The sequence below is a fragment of the Herbidospora daliensis genome, from assembly GCF_001570585.1.
Lineage (GTDB): Bacteria > Actinomycetota > Actinomycetes > Streptosporangiales > Streptosporangiaceae > Herbidospora > Herbidospora daliensis.
This window is the reverse complement of sequence record NZ_BBXF01000001.1, coordinates 303,691-319,432: the sequence shown is the minus strand read 5'-3', so window position 1 is coordinate 319,432 and position 15,742 is coordinate 303,691. Positions and strand designations below refer to the sequence as shown.

General features: G+C 72.0%; 15 protein-coding genes. 12 read left to right on the top strand and 3 right to left on the bottom strand.

The window, feature by feature from the left end; genetic code table 11:
- Positions 1-62: 62 nt before the first annotated feature.
- Genes AW274_RS01095 through AW274_RS01080 form a run of 4 tightly spaced genes read left to right on the top strand, consistent with a single transcriptional unit; the run spans position 63 to position 3,420 of the window.
- Positions 63-1,004 carry a LysR family transcriptional regulator gene (locus AW274_RS01095; RefSeq protein WP_062428414.1) on the top strand — a complete coding sequence of 314 codons (942 nt, stop codon included), beginning with the start codon at positions 63-65 and terminating at the stop codon, positions 1,002-1,004.
- On the top strand, positions 956-1,954 hold the full coding sequence (locus tag AW274_RS01090) for a chorismate-binding protein (RefSeq protein ID WP_062428412.1): 999 nt from the start codon (positions 956-958) through the stop codon (positions 1,952-1,954). Before AW274_RS01095 ends, AW274_RS01090 begins: the two co-directional genes overlap by 49 nt.
- Before the next feature lie 9 nt (positions 1,955-1,963).
- The gene (locus tag AW274_RS01085; RefSeq protein ID WP_062428409.1) at positions 1,964-2,797 is read left to right on the top strand and encodes an aminotransferase class IV; all 834 of its coding nucleotides are present in this window, start codon (positions 1,964-1,966) and stop codon (positions 2,795-2,797) included.
- Complete coding sequence (locus tag AW274_RS01080; protein WP_062428408.1) at positions 2,794-3,420, top strand: DUF305 domain-containing protein; 627 nt, start codon at positions 2,794-2,796, stop codon at positions 3,418-3,420. Before AW274_RS01085 ends, AW274_RS01080 begins: the two co-directional genes overlap by 4 nt.
- A 2-nt stretch (positions 3,421-3,422) precedes the next feature.
- Here AW274_RS01080 and AW274_RS01075 read toward each other — a convergent pair whose 3' ends face one another.
- Positions 3,423-4,112, bottom strand: coding sequence for a sulfotransferase family protein (locus AW274_RS01075; RefSeq protein WP_062428406.1), 690 nt, complete (start codon positions 4,110-4,112; stop codon positions 3,423-3,425).
- 99 nt (positions 4,113-4,211) lie between these two features.
- On the opposite strand from AW274_RS01075, the gene AW274_RS01070 reads away from it, so the two are divergent.
- The 7 genes from AW274_RS01070 (at position 4,212) to AW274_RS01040 (ending at position 12,550) form a co-directional block, all read left to right on the top strand.
- Positions 4,212-5,561: a class I adenylate-forming enzyme family protein gene (locus AW274_RS01070; protein WP_062428404.1), complete on the top strand. Its 1,350-nt coding sequence runs from the start codon at positions 4,212-4,214 to the stop codon at positions 5,559-5,561.
- Between the two features lie 24 nt (positions 5,562-5,585).
- Complete coding sequence (locus AW274_RS01065) at positions 5,586-7,091, top strand: NAD(P)-binding domain-containing protein (RefSeq protein WP_062428402.1); 1,506 nt, start codon at positions 5,586-5,588, stop codon at positions 7,089-7,091.
- Entirely contained in the window at positions 7,091-8,095 is a 1,005-nt protein-coding gene (locus AW274_RS01060) for an alpha-hydroxy acid oxidase (protein ID WP_062428401.1), read from the top strand. The genes AW274_RS01065 and AW274_RS01060 overlap by 1 nt, the downstream gene beginning before the upstream one ends.
- Entirely contained in the window at positions 8,089-9,342 is a 1,254-nt protein-coding gene (locus AW274_RS01055; RefSeq protein WP_062428400.1) for a cytochrome P450, read from the top strand. The genes AW274_RS01060 and AW274_RS01055 overlap by 7 nt, the downstream gene beginning before the upstream one ends.
- Positions 9,343-9,346: 4 nt before the next feature.
- Complete coding sequence (locus AW274_RS01050; protein ID WP_062428399.1) at positions 9,347-10,618, top strand: cation:proton antiporter; 1,272 nt, start codon at positions 9,347-9,349, stop codon at positions 10,616-10,618.
- 82 nt (positions 10,619-10,700) lie between these two features.
- A complete protein-coding gene (locus AW274_RS01045) occupies positions 10,701-11,360 on the top strand; it encodes a response regulator transcription factor (RefSeq protein ID WP_232319927.1) in 660 nt (219 codons plus the stop codon).
- Complete coding sequence (locus AW274_RS01040; protein ID WP_062428398.1) at positions 11,357-12,550, top strand: sensor histidine kinase; 1,194 nt, start codon at positions 11,357-11,359, stop codon at positions 12,548-12,550. Before AW274_RS01045 ends, AW274_RS01040 begins: the two co-directional genes overlap by 4 nt.
- Here AW274_RS01040 and AW274_RS01035 read toward each other — a convergent pair.
- Complete coding sequence (locus AW274_RS01035; protein ID WP_062428397.1) at positions 12,480-13,187, bottom strand: sulfotransferase family protein; 708 nt, start codon at positions 13,185-13,187, stop codon at positions 12,480-12,482. The genes AW274_RS01040 and AW274_RS01035 overlap by 71 nt on opposite strands.
- 135 nt (positions 13,188-13,322) lie before the next feature.
- Positions 13,323-13,805: a hypothetical protein gene (locus tag AW274_RS01030; RefSeq protein WP_062428396.1), complete on the bottom strand. Its 483-nt coding sequence runs from the start codon at positions 13,803-13,805 to the stop codon at positions 13,323-13,325.
- Between the two features lie 241 nt (positions 13,806-14,046).
- Here AW274_RS01030 and AW274_RS01025 point away from each other — a divergent pair, with 241 nt between their 5' ends.
- Complete coding sequence (locus AW274_RS01025) at positions 14,047-15,714, top strand: purple acid phosphatase family protein (RefSeq protein ID WP_083973867.1); 1,668 nt, start codon at positions 14,047-14,049, stop codon at positions 15,712-15,714.
- Positions 15,715-15,742: the final 28 nt, after the last annotated feature.

Genomic DNA, 15,742 nt, shown 5'->3' with positions numbered 1-15,742 from the left:
TTCCACCAGCGCGTACATTTCATGGAAGGCATGTTGCTAGGGAATGGCAAAGAGGAGCTCCCGTGTTCGACACCGACGCGCTGCGCCTGATCGACGCGGTCGCCCGGCTCGGCTCCTTCACCGCCGCGGCCGCAGAGCTCCAGTACACCCAGTCGGCCGTGTCCCGGCGGGTCGCGGCGCTGGAGTCGCGGGCGGGCGGGCCGCTGTTCGAGCGGCTGCCCCGGGGGGTGCGCCTCACACCCGCCGGGGTCACCCTGCTCCGGCACACCCGCGAGGTGCTCGACCGCCTCCAGCGGGCCGAGGAGGAGCTGGCCGCCGTCCACCGGGGGACCGGCGGGCGGCTGCGCGTCGGCGCCTTCGCGACCGCGAACGCCGCGCTGGTCCCGGCCGCGCTGAAGGACTACCGGGCCGCCTTCCCCGACGTCGACACCACCCTCATCGAGGGCATGACCGGCCATCTCGTCGACCGGCTCGACCAGGGCGCCATCGACGTCGCCGTGGTCAGCGACTACCCGGCCGGGCTCGACGCGCCCCCTTCGATCGTGCTCGAACCGCTGCTGGAGGAGGAGTTCCTCGTCGGCCTGCCCGCCGGCCACCCGCTGGCCGGGCGGGCCGAGGTCGACCTGCGCGACCTGCGCGACGACAACTGGATCGAGGGCGCCCGGCCGGGCCAGGGCCTCATGCTGGCCGCCGCGTGCGCCGCCGCCGGGTTCACCCCGAGGGTCGGCATGCGGGTGGGGGAGTGGACGGCCAAGCTCGGCTTCGTCGCGGCCGGGCTGGGCGTGACCCTCGTCCCGGCCCTCGCGACCCAGGGCATGCGGCCCGACCTGGTGCTGCGCCCGATCGCCGCGAACGCCCCGCGCCGGACCGTGCTCGCGGCGCTGCCGCGCGTGCCGCTGCCCGCTGCCCGGGAGCTGACGCGCGTGCTCGCGGAGGCCGCTGGGAGAATGGCCGGATGCACGACGCCTTCGCCCACGTCGCGGGCCGTCTGGCCACCGGCCTGAGCGACGTCGCCACCGATCTGGCCGCCCTCGACGAGGGCGGCTGGTGGGCGGTCGTGGTGGAGTTCGAGGGCAAGGTCACCCTGGCCCGCTTCGACGACGTCCGCCCCGCGCCGCTGCCCGCCCCCAGCGGCCCGTGGATCGGGCCGCGCCGTTCTGAGTGGCGCTCCTCCCTCGACCAGGCCGGTTACGAGGCCGGGGTGCGGGCCATCCGCGACCACATCGAGCGGGGCGAGGTCTACCAAGCCAACCTGTGCCGGGTGTTGTCGGCGCCGCTCACCCACCGCAGCGACCCGCTGGCGCTGGCCGGGCTGCTGGCCGAGGGCAACCCGGCGCCCCACTCGGCGGTGATCCACGTGCCGGGGCTGACCGTGGTGTCGGCCTCGCCCGAGCTCTACCTGGGGCGCAGCGGCCCGGTGATCACCTCCCGGCCGATCAAGGGGACCGGGGAGACGTACGCCGACCTGCTGGAGAAGGACTACGCAGAGAACGTGATGATCGTCGACCTGGTCCGCAACGACCTCGGGATCGTCGCCGACGTCGGCTCCGTGACCGTGCCCGAGCTGCTGGCCGTGGAGGAGCATCCCGGGCTGGTGCACCTCGTGTCGACCGTCCAGGCGACCACCCGGAGGTCGTGGCCGGAGATCTTTGCCGCGACGTTCCCGCCCGGTTCCGTCACGGGTGCGCCGAAATCGTCCGCGCTGAGCATCATCAATGCGCTCGAACCAGCGCCCCGGGGGCCATACTGTGGGGCGGTGGGCTGGGTCGACGCCGATCGGCGCGAGGCCGCCCTGGCGGTGGGCATCCGCACCTTCTGGATCACCGGTGAGGAGATCCGCTTCGGCACCGGTGCCGGCATCACATGGGGCTCCGACCCCGGGCACGAATGGCGCGAGACGGAGCTGAAGGCGTCCCGGCTCATCGCGCTCGCATCCCGCTCAGACGAAGGGTAGAAGGCTCACATGGCGGTTCCCATCTGGGTCAACGGCGATCTGATCGCTCCGGAGAAGGCGGTCGTGTCCGTCTTCGACCACGGGCTCATGGTCGGCGACGGCGTCTTCGAGACGATCAAGGTGACGAACGGCGAGGTTTTCGCCCTCACCCGCCACCTCGACCGCCTGGCTCTCTCGGCCAAGCGCATGGACCTCCCCGCACCCGACACGAAGGCCATCGCCGAGGGCGTCCGGGAGACCGTCGCGGCGGCTCCCGCGTGGCCGCTGGGCCGCATCCGCATCACCTACACGAGCGGACCGGGGCCGCTGGGCAGCGACCGCGGCTCCGAGGGCACCAACACGATCATCATCGTCGGCGAGCAGAAGCCGTTCCCGGTCACCGCCGACGTGGTCGTCGTCCCGTGGCCCCGCAACGAGCGCGGCGCGCTGACCGGCGTGAAGTCGACCTCCTACGGCGACAACGCCAAGGCCCTGGCCTACGCCAAGGAGCGCGGCGGCGGCGAGGCGATCTTCGAGAACCTGGCCGGCAACCTCTGCGAGGGCACCGGCAGCAACATCTTCATCGTCACGGGCGGCCGCCTGGTCACCCCGACCCTGTCGTCGGGCTGCCTGGCCGGCGTCACCCGCGCCCTGGCCCTGGAGTGGTACCCCGACGCCGTCGAGGAGGACGTCCCCCTCGCCGCGCTCTACGACGCCGAAGAGGCCTTCCTGACCTCGACGACCCGCGACATCCAGCCGATCGGCCTGGTCGACGGCAAGGCCCTGCCGGTCGGCCCCGGCCCGGTCACCCGCGCCGCCATGGACGCCTTCGCGGCCCGCGCGGCCGACGACCTCGACCCGTGAGACGTGCCGTCTTAGCGGCCATCGCCCTCACGGCGGTGGCCGCCTGCACCCCCGGCGCGGACGACCCGCGCCCGGTGGTGGCGGGCTCGGGCCCCCCGGTCGTGCTGCCCGGCGCCCCCGGGGAGAGCGGCGCGGTCGCCACCCCCGGCCAGACGCTGGGCGTCGACGCCGAAGAGGTGGCCGCCGCCGACGTGCGCTTCGCCGAAGGCATGATCGGCCACCACCGCCAGGCCCTGGAGATGACGGGCCTGGCCCCCGATCGCGCCGCCGACCCCCAGGTGAAGGCCCTGGCCGTCCGGATCACGGCCGCCCAGCAGCCGGAGATCGGCGTCCTGAGCGGCTGGCTGACCCGCCTCGGCCGCGAGATCCCGGCCGGCCACAGCCATACGACGGGCTACGGCATGGCCTCGCTGGCGGAGATGAACGACCTGCGCGCGGCCCGCGGGGAGGCGTTCGACCGGCTGTTCCTGACGCTGATGATCCGCCACCACGAGGGCGCGGTGACGATGGCGGGGGAGCAGCTCAAGGCGGGCCGCGACCAGCTGATGCGGACGCTGGCGCTCGACATCGTGACGGGCCAGCAGATCGAGATCGGCCGCATGCGCGCCATGCTGGCGGGCTGAACTCAGCGGCCGCGCACGATCAGCCGCAGGGCCCTCCCCGGGCGTTTGCCGTGGAACGCCGCCCGCTCGTTGGCCTGCGGAAACGGCACGTCCGGGACCGGCACCCCCAGGAACCGGCACAGCGGCTCCCACCCCTCCTTGCACTCGAACACCAGCAGCCGTTCGGCTGGGATCTCCGCCGTGACCTCCGCCACGTGCCGCCGGAACACCTCCAGGCAGTGCTCGCGGTCGGCGACCTTGCCGTCGAACACCCGGTCGTAGACCGTCGTGCGCAACATCTGGGGAAAGAGCGCGAAGTCGGGCACCCGCCAGGCGATCAGCCGGGTCACCAGGCGGCGCCACCACGGTTTGGGGGTGGCGGCTTCGATGGGGCGGCGGAAGATGGTCTCGCGGGCGCTGTCGTACCAGCGGCCGGGGTCGCGGACCGTCAGGATGATCTTCGCCTTCGGGTAGTGGGCGGCCAGTTCGCGCCAGTAGGCCGACGCCGGGAAGTCGGCCGCCGACCGGTGGCCCTCGAAGATCATGTCCCAGTCGGCCGACCGGCCTTCCCCCACTTCCAGCCACTGGCCGACCCGGCGGGGCTCGGCGATCACGCTGGCCATGTGGTAGCAGGGGCCGAATCCGAGCAGTTCGAGGGCCGCCTTCAGCGACCTGGTGCCGGTCCGGCCGAATCCCGCGCCGATGACGTCCACGAGCGGCCTCCGGGGGGCTGAAGGGGTCTGATCGGGCTCTGATCTCTTGGTGGTTGTATCGCGTTCGTCGCCGCTTTCCCAGACCCGAAGGAGACGCGCATGGTCTTCCCCGCCCCGCTGCTGGACCTCCTGCACGAGGAGCCGCACCGGCCCGTGTTCGAGCACGGCTCCCGCGTCGTCACGCGCGCGGAGCTGCTCGCCATGATCGGCTCCATGGCGGGCGCCCTCGACGCCGAGGGCCTGCGCGGCAAGGCGATCGCGTTCCGGACGTCGGTCACGCCCGAGGCGTTCGCCGCCCAGATGGCCGCGCACGTCCTGGGTTGCCGCGTGGTCGGCGTGCGGCCGGGCTACTCCAGGGCGCAGCTGGCCCACGTCCTGTCGATGGACGTCGACCACGTCGTCGACGACGACACCCTGCCGGAGGCCGGGGGCGCGCCCATCCTGACCCCGCTGGCCCGGCCCGGCGACGTCGCCCTGCTGGCCTTCACCAGCGGCAGCACGGGCCGGCCGAAGGGGTGCGCGCTCACCTACGGCGCGCTCGACCGCCACTGGGCCTGGCAGCCGCAGGAGTGGTCGCCGGTGGCCCGGGAGATGGCCGCCGGGTTCGAGCGGTATCTGCTGTTCGGCACGCTGGCGAGCATGGTCGTCTTCGAGCACCTCGCGCTCGCGCTGCTCGGCGGCGGCACCCTGGTGATCCCGGTCGACCCGGAGTTCCCGCGCGTCTACCGCGACCTGCGCATCACCGGCTCGATCTTCACGGTGCCCCGGCTGACCCAGATCGTCGACACCGGCACCGAGCTGCCCGACATGCGCACCATGATGATCGGCGGCTCGCCCATCTCGGCGTCCCGGCTGGAGCGGGCGGTGAAGCTGCTCGGGCCGGTCGTCTACCAGGGCTACGGCGCGACCGAGGCCGGGTCGATCTCCATGATCACCCCGCGTGAGCTGGCCGCGAAGGGGCACACCGTCGGCCGCCCCCATCCGATGGTCCGGGTCAGGGTCGAGGAGGGCGAGCTGCTGGTGAGCAGCCCCTACCTGATGAGCGGCTACTGGAACGGCGAGGAGAACCCGATCGCCGACGGCTGGTTGCGCACCGGCGACCTGGGCCACGTAGACGACGACGGCTACATCCACATCGTCGGGCGCATCCGCGAGGCCGTCATGGTCAACGCCATGGTCGTCTACCTCGGGCCGATCGAGCGCGCCCTGGAGAGCTGCCCCGGCGTCGAGGCCGCCTACGTCGTCGGCGCCCCCGACCGGGCCACCGGCGAGGCGGCCCACGCGTTCGTCGTCGCGAAGGAGCCCGACCTGGACGAGCTGCGCGACCACGTCAGGGAGGAACTGGGGGCCGACCACGTGCCCGCCACGATCACGGTCGTCGAGGAGGTCCCCCTGGCCCCGTCGGGCAAGCCTGACAAGAAGGCCTTACTGGCTCTGATCGTTCTCTGAGAATCGCCCGCCAACACTGGGGGCATGCTGGATTACCTGGTGATCGGCGCGGGACCGGCCGGTCTGCAGATGGGATGGTTCCTGAGGGCGGCCGGAAGGTCGTACACGATCATGGAGGCGGGCCCGGAGCCGGGCACGTTCTTCACGACCTTCCCCCGCCATCGGACCCTCATCTCCATCAACAAGAAGTACAACGGCACCGACGACCCCGAGCTGAACCTCCGCATGGACTGGAACAGCCTCCTGTCCGACGACCCGGAGCTGCTGTTCACCCGCTTCAGCGACCGCTACTTCCCGCACGCCGACGACATGGTGCGCTACCTGGCCAGATTCGCCGAGGGCCTCGATGTGGTGTACGGCTCCCGCGCCCGCCGGGTGACCCGCACCGACGGCGGCTTCGCCGTCACCGACGACCACGGCGTCGTGCGCACCGCCCGCCGGCTGATCATCGCCACCGGGGTGAGCAGGGAGAACGTCCCGGCCATCCCCGGCGTCGAGCAGGCCGAACAGTACGGCGTGGTCTCCGTCGACCCGCAGGACTTCGTCGACAAGCGGGTGCTCATCATCGGCAAGGGCAACTCGGCCTTCGAGACCGCCGACAACCTGGTCGAGACCGCGGCGGTCGTCCACGTGGCCGGGCCCCACTCGGTCAAGCTGGCCTGGCGCACCCACTACGTCGGCCACCTGCGCGCGATCAACAACAACTTCCTCGACACCTACCAGCTCAAGTCCCAGAACGCGATCCTCGACGGCGAGGTGCGGCACATCGAGCGCCTCGACGACGGCACCTACCGGGTGACGGTCGCGTTCGTGCGGGCCGACGAGGTCACCAAGGACATCCCCTACGACCGCGTCATCGTCTGCGCCGGGTTCGCCTTCGACCGGTCGATCTTCGACGACACCTGCCGCCCCGCGCTGCACGTCAGCGGCCGCTTCCCGGCGCTGACTCCGGCCTACGAGTCGATCGACGTGCCGGGCCTCTACTTCGCCGGCACCATCACCCAGTCGCGCGACTTCAAGCGCGGCACCAGCGGCTTCATCCACGGCTTCCGCTACGGCGTGCGCGCCCTGCACCGCATCCTGGAGGAGCGGCACCACGACGTGGCGTGGCCCGGCGAAGACGTCGGCGCCGACCCGAAGGCGATGGCGCAGGCGGTGCTCGACCGGGTCAACCGCAGCTCGGCCCTGTGGCAGCAGTTCGGCGTGATCGGCGACGTGATCACCCACGACGGCCGCTACCTGGAGGAACGCCCGGTCGACCTGCCGATCGAGGGTCCCCACTACACGATCACGCTGGAGTACGGCCCCGGCCACGACCAGGTCGACCCCTTCGACGTGACGGTGGGCCGGATCACCCAGAGCGACTCGGCGCGCGCCGACGAGGGCCACTACCTCCACCCGGTCGTCCGCCACCACCGCCCCGGCGCGGAGCCGGCCGTCCACCACGTCACCGAGAACCTGGAGAACGACTGGACGTCCCCCGACGTCCACCTGGAACCGCTGCGGGCCTTCTTCGCCCGGACGGTCTGATGCCCTCGTACGAGGCCGTCGCGAGGGAGCGCCTCCCGAAGGCCCACTACGACTACTTCGCCGGCGGGGCGGGCGACGAGAGCGCCGTCCACGAGAACGAGGCGGCGTTCGCGCGGCTGCGGCTGGTGCCGCGCGTGTTCGGCGGGGTCCGGCCCGACCTGGCGGTGACCCTGCCCGGCGGCCGGGCGTCCCTGCCGGTGCTGATCGCCCCGACCGCCTTCCACCGGCTCGCGCATCCCGACGGCGAGCTCGCGACCGCGCGGGCCGCCGCCGCCGAGGACACGATCATGATCGTCAGCATGGCCTCGACCACCCCGATCGAGGCCGTCGCCGACACGGGCGCGACCCTGTGGTTCCAGCTGTACGTCCAGCCCGACATGGCCTTCACCGAACGCGTCGCCGGGCGGGCGGAGAAGGCGGGCTGCCGGGCCCTGGTCGTCACCGCCGACTCGCCGGTGTTCGGCATCCGGCCGCGCGACCTGCACAACGGCTTCCACGACCTGCCCGAGGGACTGGCCTGCGAGAACCTCCGCGAGGGCGGCGTCGTGCGGCCGATCGAGTTCTCCCCGGAGATCTCCTGGGCGCACCTCGACCGGCTGCGCGAGGTCACCGGCCTGCCGCTGATCGTCAAGGGCGTCACCCACCCCGCCGACGCCCGGACCGCCGTCGCGCACGGGGCCGCCATGGTCATGGTCTCCAACCACGGCGGCCGCCAGCTCGACCGGGTCGCCGCCGCGATCGACCTGCTGCCCGGCGTCGTCGAGGCGGTCGGCGGGGACGTGCCGGTGACGGTCGACGGCGGGGTGCGGCGCGGCACCGACGTCGTGGCCGCGCTCGCCCTGGGCGCCCGCGCGGTGCTGGTCGGGCGGCCGGTCGTGTGGGCGCTGGCCGCCGAGGGGGAACGGGGCGTGCGCGAGGTGCTGCGCCGCTTCCGTACCGAGACCGAGGTCGCCATGGCGCTGACCGGCGCCCCGCTCGACCCGAGCGTGGTGCGGCGATGCTGATCCTGCTCGCCCTCTTCGTGCTGAGCCTGCCCTGGTGGCTGCCCGGCCGGGTGGTCGCGCTGCGGCTGCTGGTGTTCGAGCGCGTCAACGGCGAGGAGACGCTCAACGTGCCGGTCGACCGGTTCCGCGAGGTCTACTCCCACCCGGCCGCCTCGGGCCGCAGCCGGGGCGCGGCCCTGTCCGACCTGTTCTGGTACTGGCTCTCGCCGGGCGCCGACCTGCACCAGGAGCATCTGGAGCCGGGGGAGCGCTACGACGAGGTGGCCGCCGCGACGCGGGGGTTCCTGGCGGTCTCGAAGACCGAGATCGAGGCCCTGGCCGCGCGCTGCGCCCGCCGCGCCGCCCCGACCTACCGGCTGCGCGACCTGGCCATGCCGATCTGGGCCGAGTTCTCCTACGAGCTCGTCTTCGGGGAGGAGTGCCCGCCCGAGGCGCGGGCCCTGATCACGGCCAACGCCGACGACGTCGTGACCGCGCTGAAGTGCACGGGCCTGCGGCACATGGACCGCCGCGACCGGCTCACCGCCTACCTGGAGACCCGGCTCGACGACGTCCGGCAGCCGCTCCCCGGCGGGCTGACCCGGCACGAGCAGGCCCTCTACCTGCAGGGCGTCTTCTTCAACACGGCCGTGGTCCAGATGGCCGAGGCGACCGCGCACATCGGCATGGTGCTGGCCCACCACCGGGAGACGCAGGCGCGCGCCCGTACCGGAGACGACCGGTTCCTCGACCAGGTCATCAACGAGACCTTCCGGCTCTATCCGCTGTTCGGCGTCGCGCACCGCATCACCCGGGGCGACATGCCGGACATCCCGGAGGGGTCGGTGCTCTGCTTCAACTACGCCGACTTCCACCGCGCCGGGTTCCCCGACCCCGACCGCTTCGACCCGGCCCGGTTCGAGCACGGCGTCCGGGACCTCAACCACATCCCGTTCGGCGTCGCCGCCAACCGGCCCTGCCCGGCCTGGCGGTTGTCGCCCATCGCGCTGCGCGCGGCGTTCCGCGAGCTCCTGAGCCGGTGGGAGTTCTCCTCGTCGGCCCGGCACACCCGTTCGCTGCCCAACCGGGGCCCCTGCCTGCTCACCCCCGCTGGTTCGCCGCCGCCCGCCTGGAGACTCCGGGTCATGGCGGTGCGCGACCGGTGGGAGGACGTCTGGCGCAGCCTCGTCCAACTCGTGCTCGGCGCGTACATGGTCTGGGACGCCCGTCGCCAGGCCCTCTGCGCCCGCCACTTCGGAGACAGGTGATCACATGGACGCCAATCTCGAACTCGTGCTGAAGGTGCTGCCCGCCCTGGTCGTCATCCTCGTCGTCGCCGCGATCTGCGGCCGGATCGCGCTGATGGTGCGCCAGCCGCGCGTGCTGGGGGAGATGGTCGCGGGCGTGCTGCTCGGCCCGACCCTGTTCGGCTGGTTGTTCCCGGCCGCGCAGCAGTCGCTGTTCCCGGCCGAGATCAAACCGATCCTGTACGTCCTGAGCACCATCGGCCTGACCCTCTACATGTTCCTCGTCGGCGCCGGCCTCGACCACACCGCCAGCAGCCCCGCGCAGGTCAGACGGGCCGGCGTGCTGGCCGTCTCGGGCTTCCTGCCGTCGCTGGCCCTCGGCTTCGGCGTGGGCCTGCTCTTCTACGGGAGCCTGTCGACCGGGGAGACCGCACCGTGGGAGTTCGCCCTCTTCCTCGGCGGCGCCCTGTCGCTGACGGCCTTCCCGATGCTGGCCCGCATCCTCTACGAACGCGGCCTGGAGAACTCCCCGATCGGCCGGCTCACCCTGCTGGCGGCCTCCGTCGACGACGCCGTGGCGTGGTGCCTGCTGGCCCTGCTGACCGCCCTCCACCTCGACGGCGGCGGCGGCGCCGCGCTCCGCACGATCGCGCTGACCGCCCTGTTCGCCGTGGTCATGCTGAAGCTGGTGGCCCCGCTGCTGCGCCCCCTCGGCGCCCGCTTCGCCGCCACGGGCACCCTGAGCCCCTCCATGATGTACGTCGTCGTGCTCGTCCCCCTGACCGCCGGCTGGCTGACCGACTGGATCGGCGTCTACGCCGTGTTCGGCGGCTTCATCGCGGGCCTGGCCATGCCCCGCGACCCGAGGTTCCGCGAGGCCCTGCACGGCCGCATGATGGAGGTCGTCTCCACGCTGCTGCTGCCGGTGTTCTTCACCTTCTCGGGCCTCAACACCCACCTCGACGGCATCGCGGGCGGCGCGATGCTGCTGGCCTTCGCGCTGATCCTGCTGGCCGGCTTCGTCGGGAAGTACTTCGGCTGCGCCGTCTCGATGAAGGCGATGGGCTTCTCGTGGCGCGAGTCGTACGCCGTCGGCGCGCTGATGAACGCCCGGGGCCTGATGATCCTGATCTTCATCAACATCGGCCTGGCCCACGGGATGATCGGCCAGGAGGTCTTCGCGATGCTGGTCCTGGTCGCCGTCATCACCACGGCCGGCGCGCTGCCGCTCTACCAGCTCGCGCTGCCCGCCCGGCTGGAGGCCGGGGACCCGGAACGCGAGGATCAATTGGTGTAACTTTCACCTATTTTGCGGCAGAACCGCAGGTGATGATTTTCGGCCTCTGGCGCATCGGTGACAGGAGTGACACTTTGGTTCCGTGGCACGTCGGCTGCTGCTCATCGAAGACGACCGAGAACTCGGCGCGCTCCTCGTCGAGATCCTCACCGACCACGGCTACGAGGTCGACCACGCCGGGGAGGGCCAGCGCGGCCTCCACCTGGCGCTGAGCCGGACCTACGACGTCATGGTCGTCGACCGTGGGCTGCCCGCCCTCGACGGAGTCGACCTGATCCGCCGCCTGCGGCGCCGGGCCGTCACCGTCCCGGCGCTGTTCCTCACCGCCTTCGGCAGCCTGCACGACCGCGTCACCGGCCTCGACGCCGGGGCGGAGGACTACCTGGTCAAACCGTTCGAGATCGACGAACTCCTGGCCCGGGTGCGCGCGCTCACCCGCCGCCACGCCGACCACGCCGAGCTGCTCCCGCTCGGCCGCGCCTGGCTCGACCTGGGCGCGCAGGCGGTGTGGCTGCCCGACGGCGCGCAGGTGCCGCTGTCGGGCCAGGAGTGCCGCCTGCTCCGCGCGCTGGCCGTGCGCCCCCGGCACGTCCACACGAGGGCGTCGCTGCGCCAGGGCGTCTTCGACGGCGCGACGACGGAGTCGATCGTCGACACCTACGTCTACTACCTGCGCGGCAAACTCGGCTCGGGCGTGGTCCGCACGGTCCGCGGCGTCGGCTACCGGCTGGGCAGCCTGTGAACGCGCTGCTGACCCGCGCCCGCCGCCGGGTGACCCTGCGCGTCGCCGGCACCATCTCGGTCATGCTGCTCATCATGGGCGGCCTGGTCTACGGCGTGATGGCCGGCCAGCAGGACGCCGCCGCCCGCCGCGAGGTCAGAGTCGGCGTCGAACGCGCCTCCATCACCAGCCCGCCGCCCTGCCTGTGGCTCGTCGAGGTCGAGGGCGGCGTCCTGCGCCGCTCCCCGGGAGCGCCCGACACCCTGCCGTGGATGGCCGGGATCCGGGGCGTCGAACGCGACGGCGGCACCCGGATCGAGCGCGCCGAACTCGGCGGCCTCGAATACCTCATCCAGACCGAACGCCGCGGCGGCGTCATCCGCCAGGCCGCGCTCGACCTGCGCTACCAGATCGCCGAACGCGAACGCCTGCTGCACACCCTGGTCGTCGCCGGGATCGTGTCACTGCTGGCCGCCGTGCTGATCGGCCACCTGATCGCCCGCCGCGCCATCGCCCCGCTCGGCGAGGCCCTGGCCCGCCAGCGCCGCTTCACCGAGGACGTCAGCCACGAACTGCGCACCCCCCTCGCCCGCCTGCACACCCGCGCCCAGCTCGTCTCGCTCCGCCTGCGGCGCGGCGAACTGCCCGTCGAGGACGTCGACCGGCTCGTCCTCGGCACCCGCGAACTCGGCGAGGTCGTCGACGACCTGCTGCTCAGCGACCGCCTGCGCCGCCCCGTCGACCTGGCCCTGCTGGCCCAGGAACTCGCCGAGGCCGAGTCGCCCCGCGCCGAGTCGCGCGGCGTCACCATCGAGGTCCGCCGCGCGAACGGCCCGACGGTCGTCAGCGGCGCGGCCCCCGCCCTGCGCCGCGTCCTGTCGGCCCTGGTCGACAACGCCCTCACCCACACCTCCCCCGGCGGCCGCATCACCATCACCCTGGCCGCCTCCGCCGACCGCGTCAGCCTGACGGTCGCCGACGACGGCGCGGGCCTCGCCCCCGGCGACCCCGCGCGCCTGTTCACCCGCCACGTGACCGAGAGCCGGGGCTACGGCCTCGGCCTGGCCCTGGTGAAAGAGGTCGTCGACGGCCACGACGGCATTCTGACGGCGGCCGGCGCCCCGGGAGAGGGCGCGACCTTCACCGTGATCCTCCCCGCCGACGACCTAGGAGGAGCATCCGCAGATCCCGCCAGGGTTGTCCTCGGTTGAAGTGAGTGCGGTCGTTGACGTGCGGAAACGGCACGTCGGGCACCGGCACGCCGAGGAACCGGCAGAGCGGCTCCCACCCCTCGCGGCACTCGAACACGAGCAGCCGGTCGGCCGGGATCGCGGCTTCGACCTCCTCGACGTGCCGCCGGAACACCTCGACGCAGTGCGCGCGGTCGCCGATCCGCCCGCCGAACACCTGATCGGCCACCGTGGCCTTCGCCATCTTCGGGAACAGCGCCATCTCGGGCACCCGCCGCAGCGCCAGCCGGTGCAGCTCCCGCCGCCACCACGACTCGGGCTCGTCGACGTCGACGGTGTGCTGGAAGATCGTCTCCCGCGCGCTCTCGTACCACCGCTCCGGATCGCGCACGGTCAGCACGACCTTGGCGTCGGGATAATGGTCGGTCAGCTCCCGCCAGTAGGAGACGGCCGGGAAGTCGACCACCGACCGGAACCCCCGGAAGATGCGATCCCAGTCGGCCGTCTTGCCGTCACCGACCCCGAGCCAGTCGTGGACGCGGCGCGGCTCCTCGACGACGGTGAGCATGTGATAGCAGGGGCCGAAACCGATGATCTCGAGGGCCTCTTTCAGAGACAGGGTGCAGGTCCGCCCGAAACCGGCGCCGATGACGTCCACCAGCCGATCGTCTCCGAACGCGCGGAACCGGACGGCACGCCACGCCGGGCGCGGTCTGCCGCGACTGGGCATGGGCCGTCTGGGCGCGTCGAGCACGCCCGCCAGCACGAGTGGCGTCCATCGCCCCTCCGCGCCTCAGGCCCGGGGGAGCAGGGATCCGGTCAGTTCGCCACGGGGGTCGTACACCACGCACATGACGTCGCGGTCGCCGTCGGCCCAGGTCTCGGCGGTCGGCAGGATCGGGTAGTAGTCCAGCCCGGCCCCCGCGTCGCCGGGCCAGTAGTGCACGAAGCCCCGCTCGCAGCTGTTCCAGCCGAACGCGGCCAGCGCGGCGCGGTCGTAGGGCCCGTCGTCGGCGTGCACGAAGCCGTAGGACTGGTTGTGGGCGTGCTGGTCGCAGGCCGTGTAGAGGACGACCTCCTCACCCGCGGCGGGGGAGTACTCCGGGTCGGTGAAGCACTCGCCCGGCTCCAGGTTGAGCACCCCGGTCGTCTCCGGCGTCATGAAGTCGGCGCCCTTGTGCACGGCCGCCGGAGCGGGCAGGACGAACAGCGCGCCGAGCGCCAGCACGGCCGGCGCCGTCGTCAGCAGGCGCGACGACCGGCGGGTGGTCTGCATGGCCCCAGGCTGGTGGATCAAGTGAAATATCACCGCAACGCCGGGTGTCGGGCACGCGGAGCGGGGATGACGGCTCGACCGGCCCCGGGTGACCCTGCTCACAACGGCCTCCCGGAGATCGTCAGTTCACCTCCCGGCAAGGTCGCGGCCGATCTTCGGTCAACCGGTTCTGCGTGGATTTCGGACACCCCACCGTGCCCCTCGGTGGGGTGAAGTCCCTTCCTCAGGAGTGAAGCTCGACGTGAGTGACGCCACCCGACCCTGGTCCCTGCGGACCCGGCAGGCCAAAATCGTGATCGGCGCCAGCGCGCTGCTCGTGGGCGGCCTGTCCTTCAGCCCGATGGCGTTCGGCGCCGCGGCCCCGCCGAAGTTCCCCGCCGCCGAGATCCACAAGCCCACCCCGATGCCCGACCGGGTCATCCTGACCCCGACCACGACGCCCGCGTCGTCCCAGAAGGTCACCTGGCGCGCCGAGACCACCTCGGAGTTCGCCCAGGCCGAGATCCTGGAGTCGCCCCGCGCGCTGGGCGAGGTCGCCCCCGCCGCCGGCGCCGTCAGCAACGTCAAGGCGCAGTCGAGCACCCCGGTTAACACCACCCTCGGCTACGCCTCGACGTACCACACGGTCGAGTTCACCGGCCTCAAGCCCGCCACCCGATACACCTACCGCGTCGGCGACGGCACCAACTGGAGCGAGTGGAACGACTTCACCACCGCCGCCGCCGGCTTCCAGCCGTTCTCCTTCATCTACTACGGCGACGCGCAGAACTACATCGACTCGGCCGTCCCGAGGGTCTTCCGCCAGGCGTTCGCCGACCGGCCGCAGGCCAAGATGATCGTCAACGCCGGCGACCTCATCGACTCCGCCAACAGCGAGGAGCAGTGGGGCCAGTGGTTCAAGGCCGGCGGCTTCATCGACAGCCAGGTCAACAACCTCTCCATCACCGGTAACCACGAGTACAGCGGCGCCAACCTGTCGTCGTTCTGGGTGCCGCAGTTCCCCTACCCCGACAACGGCCCGGCCTGGACCGACTACCCCGGCGCGCAGAACATCGCGAAGACCGCGTACTGGGTGGACTACCAGGGCGTGCGCTTCATCGGCCTGAACACCAACGTGCAGTCGATCCCCGAGCTGATGACCAAGCAGACCGAATGGCTCGAGGGCCTGCTGAAGGACAACCCGAACAAGTGGACCGTGGTGACCTTCCACCACCCCGTCTACTCCAACACGGGCACCCGCAACAACCCGGTCGTCCGCGCCCTGTGGGCCCCGCTGTTCGAGAAGTACGGCGTCGACCTGGTCCTCCAGGGCCACGACCACTCGTACGGCCGAGGCAACCTGAAGTCCGCCCGCCAGTCGGCGACCACCCACAACGGCGTCTCGTACGTGGTGTCGGTCGTCGGCGGCAAGATGTACGAGCTCAACGGCGGCGTCAACTGGACCGGCAACGGCGCCGAGGTCATCAGCCAGAGCGAGAACACCCAGCTCTACCAGATGATCGACGTCGACAAGGACCAGATCCGCTTCGAGGCCCGCTACGCCAACGGCGAGCACCACGACGGCTTCGTCATCCGCAAGAACGACGCGGGCGAGCGCACCGTCACCGAACTCGGCACCGGCAACACCGGCGAGCAGGTCGTCGTCGACAAGACCACCGTCGCCCCCGGCGAGCAGCTGACCGCCACCGCCTTCGGCTTCAACCCCGCCGAGAAGGTCAAGGTCTACCTGGTCCGCACCAAGGGCACGGTCGACAACCGCATTTACGTCGGCACCACCACCGCCGACGCCCTGGGCAAGCTGACCTACGGAGTGAAGCTCCCGGCCGACCTCGACAAGGACAGCACCTACCGGGTGTACCTGGAGAGCGCCACCCAGCAGATCACCAGCCCGGTGATCACGGTCAAGTAGCAGTTTCCACGGGCGGGCCGGCGCGCGG

Coding starts and splice junctions, on each gene's coding strand:
- AW274_RS01090 (WP_062428412.1), top strand. CDS start 956: ATGCACGACGCCTTCGCCCACGTCGCGGGCCGTCTGGCCACCGGCCTG.
- AW274_RS01085 (WP_062428409.1), top strand. CDS start 1,964: ATGGCGGTTCCCATCTGGGTCAACGGCGATCTGATCGCTCCGGAGAAG.
- AW274_RS01070 (WP_062428404.1), top strand. CDS start 4,212: ATGGTCTTCCCCGCCCCGCTGCTGGACCTCCTGCACGAGGAGCCGCAC.
- AW274_RS01065 (WP_062428402.1), top strand. CDS start 5,586: ATGCTGGATTACCTGGTGATCGGCGCGGGACCGGCCGGTCTGCAGATG.
- AW274_RS01060 (WP_062428401.1), top strand. CDS start 7,091: ATGCCCTCGTACGAGGCCGTCGCGAGGGAGCGCCTCCCGAAGGCCCAC.
- AW274_RS01055 (WP_062428400.1), top strand. CDS start 8,089: ATGCTGATCCTGCTCGCCCTCTTCGTGCTGAGCCTGCCCTGGTGGCTG.
- AW274_RS01050 (WP_062428399.1), top strand. CDS start 9,347: ATGGACGCCAATCTCGAACTCGTGCTGAAGGTGCTGCCCGCCCTGGTC.
- AW274_RS01030 (WP_062428396.1), bottom strand. CDS start 13,805: ATGCAGACCACCCGCCGGTCGTCGCGCCTGCTGACGACGGCGCCGGCC.